We start from the raw sequence: 19,167 nt of genomic DNA, 5'->3' as shown, positions 1-19,167 counted from the left end.
GAGCTAGGGAGCTAGGGAGCTAGGAAGAAGAGTAACACATCAAAAATCTCCTTGTCTCCTTGTCTCCTTGTCTCTTCACCAACACCCAACACCCTACCTCTCCCCTTGAACCCCCTTTCCCCTCATGACAACTGACTCAACCAGGGACTAACCTCTACAGCTAGTTTTTGACCGAGTTGGAGCAATTGGCGCAGTTGAGTTTTATCCCCATTGCTGGTTGAGAACTGTTCAGCAAACTCACTGATCTCATTCTGTTGGGACGTGGGTAGGGGTTGAATTGCCAGTTGGGACTGCGGCGCGATTTGACTATGCAAGCACTTGAAGTACAACTCCTGACAGGGGTCAAGACACAAGTCGAGATGCAACTCATTACCAATCTCGATGAGGCGCTCGATCCGGTGGATCTCCTCTCCCAATCTTTCTGGGTTGATATCCTGAAGCAGTTGCCAGAGCGATCGCAAAATCAATTTTTCTAGGGTCGGCTTGCCTTTTGGGAGATTCAAGTGACAGTGCAGTTGATTAGCTTCCCTAGCGATCGCTTCTAATTCACCCAGATGAGCTAAACCGTTCTGGGGATCGCCCTGTTCAGAATCGAGCATCTTGATGTGATAAAGACAGCGATTCGATAGGGCAATCTCGGCGGCTACCTGCAACTCTTTGGGTACTGGCAGATCATCCCGATGGAATGCCATCAATACGCCATAGTTATCCCGGTAAACCTGAGTATAGAGCTGATCTAAGCGTGTCAGGGTTTCTTTACTCAACAGCCTCATAATCCGGTGTCGTTCCTCAGCAAACAAATTCTGCAAACTAAAGGACTGAGCACCAAACATTTCATTCATTGCCAGAATGGTGTGAGCAGCACTTGCCTGTTTGAGGGCTTCAAACACCTTGTCCTTGAGTTCGTTGTAGGATCGACGACCTGCAAAGGGTTGAATACAGCAGTGAAAATCCCAACCCCCTAGATGCAGGACAGCAAATACCAGATTGGCGCTTTCCCAAGTAATCTGAGACGTTAGCTGTAGGTGCCCCACCCCTAGCGTCAGTGATCCCATCCGTTGGAGCTGGTAATCGAGTTGATGGGCATCGTAGCAGTAGACCCGCTCGTGTTGGGGATAGCTGGCAAAAAGAGAGGTGATAGCGTAGTGGGCTGCGACTTGCTTAAAGGTAACTTGTGAGGATACAACTAATTGTCGGTAAACTTCATCACCACTTTTAAAGCAGTCCACATTACTGGGTGCTAAGGTAAGGCGTTCGAGAAAACCCTGTTCGAGCTGTATGCCAGCTACCTCACCGGCTAATTCCAACGCCCGCGCTGCATAACGCAGAATTTGAACGCCTTCCGGACGAGAAATTTCCTCAAAGAACCAGCCGCAACTGGTGTACATCAGCAGGGCATGGCGCTGCATTTCCAATAGCCGTAGGGCATCAATCTGTTCGGTTGGAGCTAGGGGAGCAACGCTGTGGCGGTTCAGAAAGTTTTTAATATTTTCTGGGGAGCGATCGCGCATGACTTGGATGTACTCGTCCCGTGCTGCCCAAGGGTCGCTGAAGAACTGGCGACCCATATCTTCGTACACTGGCACTAACTGATCCCGCAACCAATTTAAGGCATTCCGCAGAGGACGCCGCCACTTCTGATGCCAACCGCCGCCGCCACCACAACCGCAGTCATCTTGCCAGCGATCAACGCCGTGGGCGCAACTCCAAGCCGTTACGGGTTTAAGGACGACTTGCCAAGTGGGGGGACTGATGCTCAGGTAATGCCCAAAGTTCGTGACAGTCCAGTTGCGATAAGGAAACTCTTGGGTAAAGGCATGGGCAATGCACATTTCGGTATAGCGTTTGTGATGCCCGAAGGTTTCCCCATCTGTTGCTACGTTAATGAGCTGGGACGGACGATGGTCGCCGTGAATGGCTAAACTTAGCCGACCTGCCAAATGTTCGGAACTTCTGAGGACATCGTTAAAGCCCATATCGCGGGAGATGGGACCGTCGTAGAAAATGATATCGATGTACTGACCGCTATCTAGAAAACAGCGGTAGGGTCGGGTGGGATCAATTTGACAACCGCCGACTTCGTGCCATTCGGGATCAGGATTCTCTTCTGTCGGCAGCAGTCGGCAGCGTTCAGCTTGGGAGGGAGCCAGAATGATAAACTTAATACCCTCTGCTACCAAAGCTTCTAGGGTGGGATAGTCTACAGCAGCTTCCGCTAACCACATTCCTTCGGGGTCACGACCGAACCGCGAGCGAAAATCTTCTTTGCCCCAGCGGATTTGGGTATATTTGTCCCGTTCGTTGGCTAGGGGCAGAATCATGTGGTTGTAAGCTTGGGCGATCGCATTGCCATGACCATTTAGGCGTTCGCAACTTTTGCGATCGGCATCCAGGATTCGCTGATAGGTTTCCACATCGTAACGTTCCAGCCACGACATGAGCGTCGGACCGATGTTAAAGCTCAAATATTCAAAGTTATTGACAATTTCCACCACTTCGCCAAACCCGTTTAGTACTCGGGCAAAGGCATTGGGACGATAGCATTCGTGGTGAATACGCTCGTTCCAGTCGTGGAATGGTGAGGCAGAAGGCTGACGCTCTACGGTGTCAAGATAAGGATTTTCGCGGGGCGGTTGATAGAAATGACCATGAACCGTTACATAAACGCCCGTGGCTGTGTGTAGGGGATCGGAAACGATCCCAGCGCTCTCTAACGATGTAATGGCGCTCGTTGCCGCAGCTTGTGTAGCTGGAAGTTCAGCAGCAGAAGTCATCGGGATCACCAAATTCTAAAAAACTAATCAAACAACTCTTCCCTCCCTACTCATCTCCCATCTCATCCTTCGGTAGGGATTGTGTGACGATCGCTCTAGCTAATCTCTGATGTAGAGCTAGCAATCTAATTCGGAAACGCCAATAGGCATTAGCCAGAAACAATCGTACCAGTCATTCAACTGGCTTTCAGGGGTAAAAGCTTTGGAATCGTTCACTCTATTTTTATTCAACCGCAATATTTAGATGGTTTGAGTAAATCTTCATAGATCTTGCGGGAAATTCATGGAACTTAATGGCAATATAACAATTTACCATGACTGTTGCACCTACCTTAGCGAACTTTTTGATGACTGGCAACGGAGCGAGTATCCTAGAATCCTGTCAATGTGCTGCTTGCTAAGTACTTTCAAATCTTAGATGCTAAACAAAAACACGATTTTGTCCATTTTGCTACTGTTTGTCCCCCTGTCCATTGCCGGTCACTTTTTGGAATGGGGAGCGGCAACAGTCTTTATTACCTCCTGCTTGGCGATTATTCCCCTTGCATCCTGGATGGGTGCGGCAACGGAAGAAATTGCCGTGGTTGTCGGTCCTACCTTAGGAGGGTTGCTCAATGCCACCTTTGGCAATGCTACGGAGCTAATTATAGCCCTGATAGCCCTGAATGCCGGATTGGTCAATGTGGTCAAAGCTACAATTACGGGATCAATTATTGGTAACTTGCTGTTGGTGATGGGGTTGTCGATGCTGCTGGGAGGCTTGCGCTATAAAGAGCAAGATTTTCAACCCGTCGTGGCGCGGGTGAATGCCTCTTCTATGAACCTGGCAGTGATTGCGATGCTTCTGCCGACAGCGATGGATGCTACGACTCCCGGTATCGATGCAACCACATTGCAGAGGCTTTCAGTCGCTGTTGCTGTTGTATTAATTTTGGTCTATGCTCTAACGTTACTGTTTTCCATGAAAACCCACAGCTATCTGTTTGATGTGGGGATAGCAGAGATTGTTGAGTCAGATGAAACAGGGGAAACCAAACCCGCCATTGAAGAACCCGAACACGAGGTAAATCTGTGGTTGTGGGTTGGGGTGTTGCTGGTTGTCACCTTATTTGTGGCGCTCGAGTCAGAACTGCTGGTGGAAAGCTTGGAAAAAGCAACCTCTGAGTTAGGACTAACGGCACTGTTTACGGGTGTAATTTTGCTGCCAATCATTGGTAATGCGGCAGAGCACGCCACAGCCGTGACGGTGGCAATGAAGAACAAAATGGATCTTTCGGTTTCTGTGGCAGTGGGTTCGAGTTTGCAAATTGCTCTTTTTGTTGCACCTGTGTTAGTCATTGCTGGATGGTTCTTAGGACAGCCAATGGATTTGGACTTTAATCCGTTTGAACTGGTGGCAGTGGCAGTGGCGGTGTTGATTGCTAATTCCATCAGTTCGGATGGTAAGTCAAATTGGTTGGAAGGAATTTTGCTGTTAGCTGCTTATGTGGTTTTAGGGTTGGCGTTTTACTTCCATCCGGTTGTTGAGGGGTTGGGGTAGGAAGTAGGGGAGTTGGGAAAGGATTAGTTGCTTGTACCTTTTGCCTTTTTCCTGAACAATTCCTATCGCAGATTACAGACAAGGTTAGTTTCTAGCTTTCTTATCAACCGATTAGAGAATCCCCACTGCCTCACAAGCGATCGCTCCCTTGTTTGTTACACTCAGGACTTACGCACATGGCTTATAGGTAGGGCGGCATTGCCCACACTACCACTATGAGTAGAGTCTAAACGGTCAATTTGCGTAAGTCCTAACACTCATACCAGAGCGATCGCACTTCTTAAAGCTCTTGTATTCCACTTAAGTTTAATTGCGCCGACTTAGTTACTTCTGTCAGGCAGTCAGCTACTCCTCACTATCCGCAAAATCGACTTTCTCGTAAATATCTCTCAAATTAATTTGAAATTCGATTGAACTTAATTTAAGCTCCGCACCTGTCGATTCTTGTTCACTTAATAACCATTTATTATCAGTATTTTTAGCATATTGCATCACATGATATTTAGTTTGATCAATCAAAATATATTCTTTAAAATCAGGGATTGAGCGATAGTAAATAAACTTATCCCCTAAGTCATAATTCTTCGTTGATTTGGATAATACTTCAATAATCAAAAACGGATTCATCACTGTAGTTGTCCCCGTTCCTGTATAAATTGGTTCTCCTGTAATCACCATCACATCGGGATAAGTGTACTGACGATAACGAGGTATCCATAACCGCACATCACCGATATAGATATCGTACTCTTGCCCTCTTAAACCAAACTTCAAGTTAGCGGCAAAATTCAAAGCAATTTTATTATGATTAGTCGTCCCACCCGTCATCGCTACAATTGCCCCATCGCGATATTCATTTTTGTAATCTGCCTTTTCTTCCAGTTCTAAATATTCCTCCGGAGTGTAATAAGGCTTAACCGTTTTGATTTGAACCGTATTTGTTTGCGGTTGCATAAGTTCACCTCATGAATATTCAATCTTTACCAACAGTTTCCACCCTAACTTTACTAGCGTAGTGATATTGACTTTTAAACGAAAAAATGATAATGAAATCAGCCAAAATTCCGTAGGCTGAGTAGAGACGTTGCATATAACATCTCTACTCCAACACCTCAAGCACCGCTTTTGGCGAAAGCTTATCCTTAAACCAAACAATCTTGGCAGGCACATTCTCTATCTTGATCCCCGCCTTATCCAAATTCAGTCGCTCGGAAATTGCCAGAATCAAATTGTCACATTCCGATCGCCGCACCTGGGCAAATTTCTTTTGTAAGTATTCCGGACGCCAATACCCTACAATTTCTAACAAGAATTCCCGCCCATCGGGATGCACGAGGCGAAAATCGGGGATCATGACGCTGCCTGGAATAGGAATTAGGTCAACTTCTCGCTCTAGTATCCACTCGGTTTTTAGGGAGTCCCAGCGATTTGCAAAGGAGGCTTCCAGCATACTATCATAGGGTTTGCCGGGGGGATAGTGCGTTACTAGCCCACAATCGTCATTGAGGCTAAAACGTCCTGACTTCCAAGCTCCTGTGTAAGGGTCACGCATTTGTAAGGTGGCTTTAAGGCTCCAACGGGTGACGTGCAAGAGAGCGGGGATCAGTTTTGCGATCGCTAACCCATAGCGGGTACTAGGCTTAAACAAACTCACAGGACCGTCGATTGTCACGGTAAATCCATGATCGGCGTCTCCCTCAATATAGGTCATCAACCCGAACAGCTTTAAGTACCGGAATAATAGCTTGTATTCTCCCGGCACGTTTCGGTGAGCGTTCAGTATTAGGTGAGATGCCTTATAGAAGATACCTTGGACTTGAGACAAGTTGTAGCGATGGAGTAGCGCTTCTGGTGCTGGATCGTCAAATTGAGTGAGGATGCGGTTTTCGTGCAAATCTGCGTAAAGTCCCGCTCGAATTTGGGAGGGTAACACCTCTTGATTTAACTCCTGACTCAGAAGGCTGCTGAGGGTTTCCAGTGTAGCTTCGGTAGCGGCGTGACAGGGAAGGGATTTGGCGGATAGGGTAAATACCCGCTGTCTCAGTTCCTTGGGTTCTAGGGGACTAACAATTTCAAAGGTGCTGAAGTTGCTTTTGAGAATGTGTGCTAAACCCCGTTTGAGGCGATAATCAGGACTATCGCCTTCGAGTTCTGAGAGTTTGCGATCAAGTTCTCCCTGAGTACCCCCAACCGCCCCTTGAAAGCAGGCGATCAATTCAGTAGCGATCGCACCAATTGTGTCATTAATCGGCAACCGTTTGGGGATAATCTCTTCCCCATTTTGGCGGTTGATTAATAGATCGCTGGGTAGCATAGGGAGTTAGGAGACAGTATTATTGCACTGAAATTCAGCAGTGGTACTGTTGATTGTGCAGCCGGATTTTGCCATACCGACATCAAAAAAAGGAGGGGATTTGAGATGAGTATAGTAATGCCTGCACTCCACACAGTTTACAGAACTTTGGAGTGCCGACCCGACAGTTATCAGGATTGGTTGCATCAGGGGCATGGGTTGCGAGATGAAGGGCGCTATCAAGAAGCCCTCTTTAGCTATGAAAAAGCGTTGGAGTATAAGCCCCGCGATTATTGGGCTTGGTACTGGCGGGGGGATGTTCTAGAAAGCTTGGAACGCCTTGAAGAAGCCCTGGAAAGTTATAACAAAGCTTTAGAAAAGGAACCTACTGACTATTGGGCTTGGTGTCAGAAGGCTAGGGTACTGGGGGAGTTGGGGTATTATGAGGAAGCGATCGCTAGCTATGATGAAGCTATTGAAACCAGACCTCGTGATTACTGGGCTTGGTATAACCGGGGTTACGTGGCGCTGGAAGATTTGGACAGGTATGAAGACGCGATCGCTTCGTTTGAGAAAGCCCTAAAAGACCGACCGAGGGATTACTGGAGTTGGTATCGTAAGGGGGATGCCTTACGGCAGTTGGGGCGTTATGAGGAAGCGATCGCCTGTTATGATCGAGCGCTAGATCGACGCCCCGATGATTACTGGGCTTGGTATAGGCGTGGAGATGCCTTGCGCCACTGGGGACACCTTGAAGAAGCCTTAGATAGCTACGATCAAGCGTTAGATGCCATATCGACAGATCCTTGGAGTTGGTACAAGCGGGGTGAGATTCTGCGGCAATTGGGTCGGTATACTGAAGCTGTTGATAGCTACTCAGAAGCGATCGCAAGTGACCCAGAGGACGACTATGCTTGGTACAATCAAGCTTGCTGTTATGCGTTACTGGGTAATGCTGAGGCGGCTATTATTAGTTTGCAAGAAGCAATTCGGCTCGATTCCGGTGAAAATCGCGTGCTGGCTAGAACTGATTCTGATTTTGATAATTTGCGGGGGAATGAGGGGTTTGAAGCGTTGATTTCTGGTTAGGGGTTAGGGGAATAATTCCTTCCTTGGGCGAATTTGGAAAACCTAACCCCCCAGCCCCCTAAGAAGGGTAAGGGGGATTAAACAGGGTAGGGACGCATAGCTATGCGCCCCTACAGAGGATAACATTTCAAATTCAGTTGATTTACATTTTATAAAGGGATTAAGTTTGAGAACAGTGAAGAGTAAGTTATAACTCTCTTTCTATTAGTTCTCGAATGTCTTTGATAAAATTAGCGGAAGTTTGGATAATTAGCCCGCTCTGTGCGGCAACTTCACGAGTAAAGTCTTCTGAAAGAGTAAAGCGAGCAGTCGTTCTGTGGCATCGTTGACTAAAGTGAAAAATGAGACAAAGCAATAGGAGTATAGTAACTAGATGAGTTATGATAGCTTCCTAGCTTAGACATACCTTATAGAAGTGACTAATGATCGGCATCTCCGCAGTAGATTTGTTTTGCGGTGCTGGGGGACTGACCCACGGCTTTCAGCAGGCAGGTCTTCCTGTAAATGTCGGCTATGACATTGACCCAGCGTGCGAATTTCCGTATGAGTACAACAATAAAGCAAGATTCATACTGAAAAGTGTTGAAGAAGTTACTGGTGCTGAGTTAATACAACATTTCCCTGTGGGTGATATTAAGGTGTTAGCAGGATGTGCTCCATGTCAACCGTTTTCAACCTATTCAAGGCGGTACGGTAACAAACAAGCAGAAAAGTGGGAGCTTTTGAAGGATTTCATTCGTATTGTGCGGGAATGCGTTCCAGAGATTGTTTCAATGGAAAATGTACCTCAGTTAGAACAGCATAAAGTTTTTCATGAATTCACTAGTGAATTGAAACAGTTAGGCTACTTTGTGACTTCCTATAAGGTTGACTGCTTGTACTATGGTATTCCTCAAACACGCAAGCGGTTGGTCTTTTTTGCCTCAAAGTTCGGCAACATTAATTTGATTCTCCCAACCCACGATAAGATGAGCTTTGAAACGGTACGAAGTACTATCAGTGATATGGAACCTCTTGCAGCAGGTCAAGGCTCTAAAACTGACCGACTTCATCGGTGCAGCAAGCTTTCAAAACTCAATCTTCGTCGTATTCGTGCTTCAAAGCCTGGTGGAACTTGGCGAGATTGGTCAGAGGAACTGATTGCAGAATGCCATATTAAACGCAGTGGGAAGACCTATCCAGCAGTTTACGGTCGGATGGAATGGGATCGTCCAAGTCCGACTATCACAACGCAGTGCTTTGGTTTCGGAAACGGTCGGTTTGGGCATCCTGAGCAGGATAGAGCAATATCTCTCAGAGAAGCAGCAGTGTTGCAAACTTTCCCGGTTAACTATGAGTTTGTAGCTCCTGATGAACCTGTTGGTTTTAGCCGTGTAGGACGCTTGATTGGAAATGCTGTCCCCGTCAAATTAGGTCAAGTAGTCGCGCAAAGTATTCTGAACCATATCAAGAATAAAAGTTAAAAAGTGCCTGTCGAGGAGTCCAAATATTCCTCATTCGCCAAATAGGTTTCAATATTTTGTAATATTTGTTTTAAGTATTTGACTACCTTATTTTTAATCTTAAAGAGATCTCCCATAGTTTGATCTCGTCCTACTTCTGCAAAGGACTTGATACCATGTGCTAAATCATTCCTGTTTATCTTAACGGTCAATAGATCAGATCCATTCGCTGTTTTAGCATAATCGGTAGCACATGAGAACCCATACATATCCCCTGTTTTTCTAATTTCTCTTCCATCAATGTTGCCAGAAAAGAGATCTTCTTTATCGAATCCAGCCGTGATAATGTCAAGAGAAATAGCTGTTATTTGCAAAAGGACTTTATCAGGATTGCGTTTTGCAACATTCTTGAGGACAACTTTCCTGAGTTCAGGTCTAATCTTGTCAAACGAAACTCCTTTACTACGAAGTTCCTCAAATATTGCTTCGATTGCATTACGCATAGTGGCTTCGACCAGATTGTATAGCAATAAGAATCCACTAGCTTTGAGAGTTTTCTCCAACTCCGGGTCAATCTTTCGGATTTTAGCTACTCCATTCTTCCCTTCCATAATTAACTTAGTTGTTCCCTGTTCTAAACTTTTCAGGAAAATAAAATATTTTTTTACTTCTTTAGAGCGTTCATTGAAATCTTGAAATAATGTGCTGGTCATGATTTTCTTAACAGTTGATCTCGCACATATTCTATCCGCCGAATTACTTTAGGTCTAGAGTTGCTAGCATCGGATGTAGTGTATTCTTTAAATTCGTCAGAGTTGAGCCACTTCATTGACTTTGGCTCCAGATTGCTCTTTTCTCTTAAGGCAAGTGCAACACCTACAGAAATTGCTTCAAAGCGGATACGAGGAGTCCTTGTGTATCCTTTGGCTTTACTAAATCCATTAAGAAAATGAGCTTCTACAAAATTCAGCATTGACTGAAATTCATATTTCATTCCTTGACGATCAAGCCCTTCGCGATTGTTTTCTTTTAAATAGTCATTAAGAAACTCATTGACTCGGCGTTCAAAGTTCTCATAATTGTTTAAGTAGGCGAAGAAACGCAATACAAATTCTTGGGGTTCACGTCGGCGAATAGAAGCCTCGGAAAATGGGCATAGATTGCGGAACTTTGAATTTTCAGAGAGTTCTTCAATCAGATCGAGAAATGGGCCTGGTGATATACCCCGGCGCTTTTCCATATCGGTCAAGTCAACACTGCCTGTGTTGATTCGTTCAAACATATCCCTTCGTACTTCTTCATCTGCCTTCTCGGTCAATTGGATCATCCGAAGAGTACTCCGTTTAAAGCGCCTCTGTCGAGCAAGTGGTAAGTCAGCGAAGGTGAAATCATTTAACTTCCCAAGCTTCTCCAATTTTTTCAGCGTTAGTTCATTGTTGAGGAATCTAGCTAGGGTACGGATGCGTTGTGTACCGTCTACTATCTCTAAACGCCCTAGATCATTTACCTCATCGTAGATATCGGCAACAAAGATGTATGGTATTGGCAATCCTAAAAGTACCGACTCTATAAATTTTGACTGTCTTGTCTCATCCCAAGCCATCTCTCTTTGGTAATCAGGTATAAACAACTCGTTAGTGTCGTCATCTCTACCGTCGATGTACTTCTGAACAAGTATTTCCACTGGATACTCTTTTGTATCGTAATCGACAGGCTTCTGCTTTTCCCAGATTTCGGCTTCTGCGGCTTCTCTCAGCTCATCTGTAATTTCTTGCTTCGGTGGCATACTTTAACCTTAAATGTCATGTTCTGTAGAAAGTTCTGTAGAAAGGATAGATTGTAGACCCCTTACATAGTGTTCTCACTAAGCAGGGCTTAAATGACATCCAACCATTCTGGCTTGCAATGGGATTGTTAGCTAGAGACAGAAGATACGATGATAGCTGAACATGAAAACGCGATCGCTCCTCCATCATTACCCCCAATTACCCCCTCGTCCACAACAACTTCAACCGCTTCAAAAACCCCCCTCGATCAACTCGCCGCCTCACCTGTTCCACCAACACCAATTCCCGCTCAATCCCATAAGCAGCCATCACCGCATCAATCACCTCATACAAATCCGCCAACTCACTCACCAGCCTTTGATGATCTGCGGCAGCTACCTCCCCCGCCTCCTCAACTAGCTTCTGACGCAACGCTTCACGATACTCCTCCTCCCCCATCACCACGACTTCATACTCATGGTTATCCTGGCGAATCAGTTCAGGAATGCCATCCCGAACCAGCTTGTTATACTCTTTCCGCACAATAATGCTCCAGTTCTCAAAATAATCACGATTAGATTACCTATAAAACCAAGGAATTTAGGCAGCAACTTGCTGTACAAATTGCTCATCCGGGAACTTTTGCATTAATCAACAACAACTGCTACTATCTAACTCCTACATTGTGCGATAATCATTCACATTCAAAATAATTTGTCAACCTCCTTTGGGTCAGAGCTGAGATTTCCTACCCAAAATCCCACCGTTAAATCTTGCATAACCCTCAACCCCTCAGAGATATCGGTTGATAACACCACCCTATCGGAAGCAATAACTTATGAAACGTCTTGTCTCCAGCCTGCTGCTCACTAGCTGCCTTTGGGGAGCAGCCAATCCCATCGTTTTCCTGCAACCTCTCGCCGCCACCGCCCAAACACCAGCACCGAGCGACCTGTTTTATACCTTTTACGGTCAGCAAATTCCCCTAACTGAGCGTTCTGATATGATTGCTGTCGCGTTCAAACCTCAGAAAGCGGGTACGCGGGGCATCGGCATTCAACCTGCCTACGTGCAACTCCAGCAAGCCTTGGAAGGGGGTGGCTCTAATAGCCGTAGCATTACTACTCCCAGCGAACCGTTAAACGTTGAAGTGAATCCTTTAGGCGATCGCTATGCTCTCATCAAACTAGCCGCCAGTACCGCTACCCCCACCGCTGTCGCCGAACGCATTCAACAGCAATCCTATGTTGAAAGTACCCTACCCGTACTCACCCGCAACACAGAAGAGAACAGCGAGGAAGTTGTCGTCCTCCCCAATGAAATTGTCCTGAGTTTGGAACCCAACCTCTCAAATCTTCAAAAGCAGTTACTCCTATCCCGCCACAACCTGGAGATTGTTCGACCTCTGCGCTTCACTAACAATCGCTATGTGGTAAGCTCCAAATCCACATCAGGAACCGCCGTTCTGAATGTAGCCAATCAACTCAATGGCGTGACAGGCGTGCAGTCTGCTACCCCTAATTTCATTCAGTCTCTCACCTCCAGAGTTCAGGAACAGAGTACCCACACAACCTCCCTCACCGAAACGCCCCAGGCAGTAGAGGGACTGCAACGACTGCTAAATCGCCTGCCCAAATCAACAAACTCTCCTGTTCCGTCTGCTATGCTGCCCCTGCAATGGCACCTCGACAGCACCTCCAAACGCGGTCAACTCCTACCGAGAACCGACGTGCGAGCAACAGAAGCTTGGAAAAATACCAATAAGGGTGAGGGCGTCGTTGTTGCCGTCATTGATAGTTTGATTCAGTGGGATCACCCCGATTTGGTCAACAATGTCTACAGCATTGGTGATGAAGTAGAAGACAAGTTACCCGGAGAAGTTCACGGCTGGGACTTTTCGGGAGAGGGAGAGGGCGATCCTGATACCCGGATCAGCCCAGAGGAACTGGAAATCGTACAACCTTACTTTAAACAGTCCTTTGAACTTTCAAACGCGGAATTACTCCAACAATACGAAGGGCTGGTGTATGAATTTGAGTATCGCTACCCCGATGCATCCCAGGCGCAGTTAATCACCTGGTTGCGGAATTACCTTCGCAATCAAGTCGCCGCCGAGTTTCACGGTACTTGGTCGGCTGGGGTGATTGCTGCCCGTCCTGCTGAAGAGATGGGAGTTATCGGTGTTGCCCCAAATGCCAAAATTCTGCCCGTCCGCGTCTTTGGCTTGGGGGGTCAAATTGATTCCGCCGCCTTGATTGAAGCCGTAGGCTATGCCGCAGCACGGGGAGTGGATGTTATTAATATGAGCTTGGGTGGTATGATGCCGGATCGGGAATTAACCGATCAAATTTTTGAAGTCCTTGATACCAATCCCAACCTGGTTATTATCGCTTCTGCCGGAAATGACAGCGTAGATGGGGTGGCTTTCCCCGCCGCAATTCCCGGCGTGGTTTCGGTGGGGGCAACCAATATGACCGGTAATCGCACGGTTTACAGCAACTATGGCGGCAGGCTGGATGTCGTTGCCCCTGGAGGGGACACCGAATTAAACATGAATGGCGGCATTCTCACCACAGGCGGCACTTGGGTCGATGGTTTCTGGAAGGGACTGTCTGTTCCCGACTATTCTTGGGGAGTTGCCTTAGATCCGCAAGGCAAGTACGTGCAGGTCGAGGGTACGTCCTTCTCAGCCCCCACAGTAGCGGGTGTGATGGCGCTGATGAAAGGGGAAGACCCCAATCGCCGCTTGAGCCGCGATCGCTTAGTGACTATTCTCAAAGAAACCTCTAGTTACGATGGACTAACGATTTCCAAGGGGGATGAGAATCAATACCGCTTGCAGGCAGCCGTTGGTTTTGGTACTGGTTTTTCCATTGTGCGCCTACCCGGTATTTTCTCGATACCCCAACCCGTCTCACCGGAGCAGTATTTCTTCGGCAGCGGGCTGGTGAACGCCCAGGCAGCCATTCAGGAAGTTAAGCGTTAAAGTTCCTGTCCTGATGTAGAGACGTTTTATGTAACGTCTCTACTGGGGGTGATATAGTCAAATCAGCAACAGTACCTAGCTTGACCAGAATCTATGACTCCCCTACAAATTTTCGTGATTATCTGCCTTTCAGCGGTGTTGCTCAAGTTTGCTGCCTCCTTTTTTGGCTATGGCAACAACTCGATCCTGAATAGTTTAGTTACAGCTATTCTGGGTATCTTCGTAGCGTTTGAAATCGTTAAGCTTGTGCAAGCCGTTATTATTAAATTTGGGTAAGCGCAACCTCTACCCTTGACCCTCCAAAGTCCATCCCAAGCGGGTTGGCTGTTGGTAAATCCGTTTCAGCGTATTGATATCTCTGGCAGAAATTCCTGGCGGGTTGCGCACTTGGGAAAAGTAAAGGGCATCGGTTTCTACAGGAGAATGACCCCAAATTCCCAAAGCGTGACCCAACTCGTGACGAGCAGTGGCAATCGTGAAGTCTACACTTTGGTCGGGACTGAGCTGAATGGTAAACTTCTGTGCTATAATATCAAATCTTTTTTCATTTTCTGATTGCCGCAGGTAAAATTCATAGCGAGTTTCGGCAGTACGAGCGCGAATAGAGTCAAACTTTCCCGTTTCACGGTTTAAGGAGGCTTGCAGGGGAGGACGCGATCGCAAAATTGCAATATCAGCTCCCTCTGACTGAGAAACGACCTCTAGGGGCAAGTAAGCATTCCATTCCCCTACCGCTTGCAATACCGCATCCATCCAATTTTGAAACCGTTGAGCGCTGGCAGAGGATTCAACAGGTTCTTTAGGTCGCTCCACGTAAACCTTAACAGGAAACTGCGACCAAACCAGATAGTTTACTGGGGTCAGCTTGATTTCGGAAAAGTAATCACCAGCATGGGTAGAGTCCTGCCAGTGTGCCAAAGTTGGCGGTAAGGGATGAACTTGAGGCATGGGTAGAGAAGGGGAAGCAGGGGGAGCAGTGGAAATTCCTTGCACGGTGTTTCCTGAAAGGGAATCTCTGTGAGCATCCACCTGCTCTAAGGAAGTCAACAGAACGACTAGAGTTGAAATCAAAACCACTCCCAGCCAAATAAGGCGTCTCCCGTTAGTTTTCCAGAGACGCCTCAGCCAGTGAACGGTGGTTTTTTTCATCCTCAAGCGGTTGCCCTGTACAGTCCTTTAGTCACAACTGTCTCGTTAGGAGTTGCGACTCAAAGTGTCTACTGATTCAACCAACCTGCACTCAAAATCACAGTCAAGCCGATAAAAAGAACAGCGAGTACCCAAGTCACTCGATTCAGAGCTGTCTCTGCACTCTTGGCACTGGTAAATAGTTGGGCTTGACCGCCGATTCCGCCAATACCGTCCCCTTTGGGACTGTGTAGCAGAACCAAAATAATCAGACCAAGGGCTGATATTGCCCAGATAATTTGCAGGATTTGATCGATTGCCATGATTGGTTGTTTGTCCTTTGTTGTTTGTCCTTTGTCATTCGTCCTTTTTTTTTGAAAACCCAATGACTAATGACCAATGACTAATGACTACAGAGCAACTCGCACGGGTGTCCGATTGGCTCGAACTTCAAATTCAAGAGGCACGAACATAGAGCGCCCAGTCATTTCCGGCGGTTGCGGTAGTTGCAAGATTTCCAGAATGGTCGGGGCTATATCCGCCAGACGCCCATCGTTGCGCAAGGCAACTTCGGTGCCGTATCCAGGGATCTTTAATTTTTCCCCTTCTATCAGAATAAAGGGTACGGGGTTGGTTGTGTGAGCTGTCCAGGGATTGCCTTGCTCGTCTCGCATACATTCAGCGTTGCCGTGGTCAGCAATAATAATCGCTGTGCCACCTGCTCTGTTGATGCTTTCTATCAGGCGTCCGAGGCAGCTATCGACGGTTTCAATGGCTTGGACACAGGCTTCTATATTACCCGTATGCCCGACCATATCGGGGTTGGCGTAGTTGATTACAACTAAGGAGTAAATGCCTTTTGCGATCGCATTTGCTGCCACATCGGTTACTTCCACCGCTGACATAGTGGGTGCGCGATCGTAAGTTGCCACCATCGGACTGGGAATCAACTCCCGATCCTCCCCTTCAAAGGGCAGTTCTAAACCGCCATTGAAAAAGTAAGTGACATGGGCGTATTTTTCAGTTTCAGCAGTACGGAATTGCTGCAAACCATTCTGGGCAATAACGTCCCCCAGAATATTATTCAAGTTCTGAGGTTCAAACGCCACTAAGACAGGGAATGCTGGATCGTACTGGGTAAAGGTGACAAACGCTAGAGGTTGAATTTGCTCCCGCTGAAATCCCTTAAATTCTGGATCGACCAAGACTTGGGTTAGCTGCCGCGCCCGATCCGGACGGAAGTTAAAGAAAATAATACCATCACCTGCTTCTATCGCACCGGGAGCAATGCGGGTGGGTAGAACGAACTCATCGGTGATATCAGCATCGTAGGAGGCTTTTAAAACCTCAATGGCACTGCGACCATCCCCAGTGCCATCCTGGGTCATGATCTCATAGGCTTTTTGGATGCGATCCCAGCGGTGGTCTCGATCCATGGTGTAGTAGCGACCGCTAAGGGTGACAATGCGTCCAACGCCAATTTCATCAATACTATCCTGAAGGGCTTGAATCACGTTCACGCCTTCTACGGGTTTGGTATCGCGACCATCGGTAATTGCGTGAACGCAAACATCTGATAAGCCTTCAGATTTCGCAAATTTCAGCAATCCGATCAGGTGATCTAAATGAGAATGTACTCCACCTTCAGAGCACAAACCGATCAAGTGAAGCTTACTGCCTCGACTCTTAACAGCTTGACTGACTTTGAGTAGCGCTGCGTTCTCGTTTATAGAGCCATCTTCAACGGCATCAGAGATGCGAACCAATTCTTGGGGTACTACGCGCCCAGCGCCAATATTGAGGTGTCCCACTTCGGAGTTACCCATTTGACCCTCTGGCAGACCTACATCTTTTCCAGAAGTCCGAATTGTTGTACTGGGGTAGGCAGCCCAAAGGCTATCCATTACAGGGGTGCGAGCAGCGGCAATGGCGTTTCCATCCGTTACCTCGCGGCAACCCCAGCCGTCCAAGATGACTAGCACCACAGGAGATACAGGTGCTTGCATCATAAGTATCGCTCTTTGTTCCTACATTAATTTCACCGCAATGATATCATTGCCGATTGAATTTGTTGCTAATTTTGCATTTTCTTTTTAGGTTTGGGTTTTCAGCGTAAGGATAATTCTAAATTTACTGGTCTATTTGAACTTCAACAACCGCTACAGCTTTATCCAGATCCCTTGATGATTAATATCCTTCTCAAGGAAAAGGAATATGACTGAAAGCCGAATCACTTAGTTGATGCTTTAATGTTCTAATTGTATTTTCGAGAAAAAATAAGCATAATCACTTACTCCCTTTTTTAGCTGCTGCTTTTTTCTTCGCCTCCTTCGCCGCTTTCTTCGCGGCTTTTTCTGCGGCGCTCGCGGCTAACCTTACCTGTTCTTTTTCTTCAGCAATTTTATCCAGAAAATAATGATAATCCCCCAGATAGCTAAGGAACTCCCCCTCTCGGATTTCCACAATTTTGTTTGCCACTTGGGAAATAAAATAGCGGTCGTGGGAGACAACAATTACTGTTCCATCATAGTTTTGGATTGCCTCTTCCAGCATTTCTTTAGCCGGAATATCCAGGTGATTGGTCGGCTCATCCAAGATTAGCAAGTTAGCGGGACGCAGGAGCATTTTTGCCAACGCCACACGCGCTTTTTCGCCCCCACTGAGAGACTCAATCTTTTTAAAGACAGTCTCTCCACTAAATAAGAATCGTCCCAATAAGGTACGGACTTCTTCATTCTTCCAATCTGGCACCTCATCGTGAATGGTTTCCATGACAGTTTTCGACAGATCTAGAACTTCTGCCTGATTCTGCTCAAAGTAACCAGGAATGACATTGTGATTGCCCAGTTCAACTGTTCCTTCCGTGGGGCTTTCCATGCCCATTACCAGACGCAGTAGGGTAGATTTCCCCGCTCCATTAGGACCGAGGAAGGCAATGCGATCGCCCCGTTCGATTAGTAAGTCAGCTCCCAAAAAGAGGATTTTATCATCGTAGGTATGCACCAAATCCTTGATTTTTACAACTTCCCGTCCGCTGCGAGGAGAGGGAGGGAAACGAAAGTGCAGGGTTTTTAAGCTAGCGGTTGGCACTTCAACCCGCTCAATTTTGTCCAGTTGTTTCTCCCTGCTTTTCGCTTGGGTCGAACGAGTTGCACTGGCACGGAAACGTTCAACAAAGGCTTGCTGTTTTTCCAGTTCCTTTTGCTGACGTTCGTAGGCACTCATCTGCGCTTCCTGCATTTCCACTTTCTGTTGCAGGTACGCAGAATAGTTACCCAAGTAGGTTGTGGAAACACCCCGCTCGGTTTCGACAATCTGGGTGCAGAGTCGATCAAGAAACTCCCGGTCATGGGAGACAATTACCATTGGAGTTTTAAGTCCTTTTAGGTAATTTTCTAACCATTCAATCGTTTCTAAATCGATGTGGTTCGTTGGTTCGTCCAGCAGCAATAGGTCAGGGCTTTGCAGCAAGATTTTACCTAAACTCATGCGCATCTGCCAGCCACCACTGAAGGCACTCACTAAGCGATCGCCATCTTCCGGTTCAAACCCCATCTCCGGTAAAATTTTCTCAATTTGAGCTTCTAACCCGTAACCATCGAGGGCTTCAAACTTACGCTGCAACCGATCGAGCTTGTGAATCAGTCGATCCAGTTCCTCGGGGTCAGCCGTTTCCATCGCCCGAGTCACCTGCGCTATCTCGTGCTGCATTTGGTTGGCTTCCTCAAATACCGTCCAAAATTCTTCTCGGACAGTACGGCTGGGGTCTACTTCAAATTCTTGAGTGAGGTAGGCAATGTGAAAACTGGCAGGACGGATGATTTCGCCAGCGGTGGGTTCGATCTCCCCAGCAATAATTTTAAGTTGAGTCGATTTACCCGCACCGTTGACACCAACCAAACCGATGCGATCTCCTGGCTTAACTTCCCAGTTGATATCCTTGAGAACTTCGCCAGTGGGGTAAATTTTACTGATATGTTCAAGTCGCAGCATTTTTTGTAATGTCTCAAGCAGATTTCAGCAGGGCGGTTGAGCTACTAGACGCTTTAGGGTCGCAGCTTGCTCTCTATCCGAGTTTATCGTAACAAAATTTAATGACCCCAAAAATGGGATGCTCTCACTTCAGGGCTTAAATCAATACTAGTCACT

At 46.9% G+C, this 19,167-nt stretch carries 15 protein-coding genes; 5 read left to right on the top strand and 10 right to left on the bottom strand.

Features of this window, described 5'->3' with window-relative positions; translation table 11 throughout:
* Nucleotides 1–122: 122 nt before the first annotated feature.
* Nucleotides 123–2,774, bottom strand: coding sequence for a DUF3536 domain-containing protein (locus IQ257_RS06315; RefSeq protein WP_193873835.1), 2,652 nt, complete (start codon nt 2,772–2,774; stop codon nt 123–125).
* 418 nt (nt 2,775–3,192) lie between these two features.
* Here IQ257_RS06315 and cax point away from each other — a divergent pair, with 418 nt between their 5' ends.
* Nucleotides 3,193–4,314 carry a calcium/proton exchanger gene (cax, locus tag IQ257_RS06310; RefSeq protein ID WP_193873836.1) on the top strand — a complete coding sequence of 374 codons (1,122 nt, stop codon included), beginning with the start codon at nt 3,193–3,195 and terminating at the stop codon, nt 4,312–4,314.
* 345 nt (nt 4,315–4,659) lie between these two features.
* On the opposite strand, the gene IQ257_RS06305 is transcribed toward cax, so the two are convergent.
* Together IQ257_RS06305 and IQ257_RS06300 are read right to left on the bottom strand one after the other, a co-directional pair.
* Entirely contained in the window at nt 4,660–5,268 is a 609-nt protein-coding gene (locus tag IQ257_RS06305; protein ID WP_193873837.1) for a Uma2 family endonuclease, read from the bottom strand.
* A 145-nt stretch (nt 5,269–5,413) separates the two neighbouring features.
* On the bottom strand, nt 5,414–6,628 hold the full coding sequence (locus IQ257_RS06300; protein ID WP_193873838.1) for a DUF790 family protein: 1,215 nt from the start codon (nt 6,626–6,628) through the stop codon (nt 5,414–5,416).
* A gap of 105 nt (nt 6,629–6,733) precedes the next feature.
* On the opposite strand from IQ257_RS06300, the gene IQ257_RS06295 reads away from it, so the two are divergent.
* Nucleotides 6,734–7,696: a tetratricopeptide repeat protein gene (locus IQ257_RS06295; RefSeq protein ID WP_193873839.1), complete on the top strand. Its 963-nt coding sequence runs from the start codon at nt 6,734–6,736 to the stop codon at nt 7,694–7,696.
* Between the two features lie 422 nt (nt 7,697–8,118).
* A complete protein-coding gene (locus IQ257_RS06290) occupies nt 8,119–9,159 on the top strand; it encodes a DNA cytosine methyltransferase (protein ID WP_193873840.1) in 1,041 nt (346 codons plus the stop codon).
* On the opposite strand, the gene IQ257_RS06285 is transcribed toward IQ257_RS06290, so the two are convergent.
* The 3 genes from IQ257_RS06285 to IQ257_RS06275 form a co-directional block, all read right to left on the bottom strand.
* On the bottom strand, nt 9,156–9,851 hold the full coding sequence (locus IQ257_RS06285) for an MAE_28990/MAE_18760 family HEPN-like nuclease (RefSeq protein ID WP_193873841.1): 696 nt from the start codon (nt 9,849–9,851) through the stop codon (nt 9,156–9,158). The two genes, IQ257_RS06290 and IQ257_RS06285, sit on opposite strands and share 4 nt — an antisense overlap.
* On the bottom strand, nt 9,848–10,924 hold the full coding sequence (locus IQ257_RS06280) for a DUF262 domain-containing protein (protein WP_193873842.1): 1,077 nt from the start codon (nt 10,922–10,924) through the stop codon (nt 9,848–9,850). Before IQ257_RS06280 ends, IQ257_RS06285 begins: the two co-directional genes overlap by 4 nt.
* Nucleotides 10,925–11,123: 199 nt before the next feature.
* Nucleotides 11,124–11,447, bottom strand: a complete 324-nt coding sequence (locus IQ257_RS06275) for a nucleoside triphosphate pyrophosphohydrolase (RefSeq protein WP_193873843.1) — start codon at nt 11,445–11,447, stop codon at nt 11,124–11,126.
* A 295-nt stretch (nt 11,448–11,742) separates the two neighbouring features.
* Between IQ257_RS06275 and IQ257_RS06270 the strand changes: the two genes are divergently transcribed.
* Nucleotides 11,743–13,890, top strand: coding sequence for a S8 family peptidase (locus IQ257_RS06270; protein ID WP_193873844.1), 2,148 nt, complete (start codon nt 11,743–11,745; stop codon nt 13,888–13,890).
* Between the two features lie 93 nt (nt 13,891–13,983).
* Complete coding sequence (locus IQ257_RS06265; RefSeq protein WP_193873845.1) at nt 13,984–14,166, top strand: hypothetical protein; 183 nt, start codon at nt 13,984–13,986, stop codon at nt 14,164–14,166.
* A gap of 9 nt (nt 14,167–14,175) precedes the next feature.
* On the opposite strand, the gene IQ257_RS06260 is transcribed toward IQ257_RS06265, so the two are convergent.
* The 4 genes from IQ257_RS06260 to IQ257_RS06245 all read right to left on the bottom strand — a co-directional run bounded on the left by IQ257_RS06260 (nt 14,176) and on the right by IQ257_RS06245 (nt 19,011).
* On the bottom strand, nt 14,176–15,039 hold the full coding sequence (locus tag IQ257_RS06260; RefSeq protein ID WP_193873846.1) for a matrixin family metalloprotease: 864 nt from the start codon (nt 15,037–15,039) through the stop codon (nt 14,176–14,178).
* A gap of 68 nt (nt 15,040–15,107) precedes the next feature.
* The gene (gene secG / locus IQ257_RS06255) at nt 15,108–15,341 is read right to left on the bottom strand and encodes a preprotein translocase subunit SecG (RefSeq protein WP_193873847.1); all 234 of its coding nucleotides are present in this window, start codon (nt 15,339–15,341) and stop codon (nt 15,108–15,110) included.
* An 87-nt stretch (nt 15,342–15,428) separates the two neighbouring features.
* The gene (gene gpmI, locus IQ257_RS06250; protein WP_193873848.1) at nt 15,429–17,027 is read right to left on the bottom strand and encodes a 2,3-bisphosphoglycerate-independent phosphoglycerate mutase; all 1,599 of its coding nucleotides are present in this window, start codon (nt 17,025–17,027) and stop codon (nt 15,429–15,431) included.
* Between the two features lie 277 nt (nt 17,028–17,304).
* A complete protein-coding gene (locus tag IQ257_RS06245; RefSeq protein WP_193873849.1) occupies nt 17,305–19,011 on the bottom strand; it encodes an ABC-F family ATP-binding cassette domain-containing protein in 1,707 nt (568 codons plus the stop codon).
* Between the last annotated feature and the right edge of the window lie 156 nt (nt 19,012–19,167).

It is taken from the genome of Coleofasciculus sp. LEGE 07092, assembly GCF_015207375.1.
In the GTDB taxonomy this organism is placed as follows: Bacteria; Cyanobacteriota; Cyanobacteriia; order Cyanobacteriales; family Coleofasciculaceae; genus LEGE-07092.
Note: the sequence above shows the minus strand (reverse complement) of the source record. Positions and strands in the feature narration are given on the sequence as shown.

Bases quoted from the DNA above. Each gene is read 5' to 3' on its own strand.
- IQ257_RS06315 (WP_193873835.1), bottom strand. From the start codon at position 2,774: ATGACTTCTGCTGCTGAACTTCCAGCTACACAAGCTGCGGCAACGAGC.
- cax (WP_193873836.1), top strand. From the start codon at position 3,193: ATGCTAAACAAAAACACGATTTTGTCCATTTTGCTACTGTTTGTCCCC.
- IQ257_RS06305 (WP_193873837.1), bottom strand. From the start codon at position 5,268: ATGCAACCGCAAACAAATACGGTTCAAATCAAAACGGTTAAGCCTTAT.
- IQ257_RS06300 (WP_193873838.1), bottom strand. From the start codon at position 6,628: ATGCTACCCAGCGATCTATTAATCAACCGCCAAAATGGGGAAGAGATT.
- IQ257_RS06295 (WP_193873839.1), top strand. From the start codon at position 6,734: ATGAGTATAGTAATGCCTGCACTCCACACAGTTTACAGAACTTTGGAG.
- IQ257_RS06290 (WP_193873840.1), top strand. From the start codon at position 8,119: ATGATCGGCATCTCCGCAGTAGATTTGTTTTGCGGTGCTGGGGGACTG.
- IQ257_RS06285 (WP_193873841.1), bottom strand. From the start codon at position 9,851: ATGACCAGCACATTATTTCAAGATTTCAATGAACGCTCTAAAGAAGTA.
- IQ257_RS06280 (WP_193873842.1), bottom strand. From the start codon at position 10,924: ATGCCACCGAAGCAAGAAATTACAGATGAGCTGAGAGAAGCCGCAGAA.
- IQ257_RS06270 (WP_193873844.1), top strand. From the start codon at position 11,743: ATGAAACGTCTTGTCTCCAGCCTGCTGCTCACTAGCTGCCTTTGGGGA.
- IQ257_RS06265 (WP_193873845.1), top strand. From the start codon at position 13,984: ATGACTCCCCTACAAATTTTCGTGATTATCTGCCTTTCAGCGGTGTTG.
- IQ257_RS06260 (WP_193873846.1), bottom strand. From the start codon at position 15,039: ATGAAAAAAACCACCGTTCACTGGCTGAGGCGTCTCTGGAAAACTAAC.
- secG (WP_193873847.1), bottom strand. From the start codon at position 15,341: ATGGCAATCGATCAAATCCTGCAAATTATCTGGGCAATATCAGCCCTT.
- gpmI (WP_193873848.1), bottom strand. From the start codon at position 17,027: ATGATGCAAGCACCTGTATCTCCTGTGGTGCTAGTCATCTTGGACGGC.
- IQ257_RS06245 (WP_193873849.1), bottom strand. From the start codon at position 19,011: ATGCTGCGACTTGAACATATCAGTAAAATTTACCCCACTGGCGAAGTT.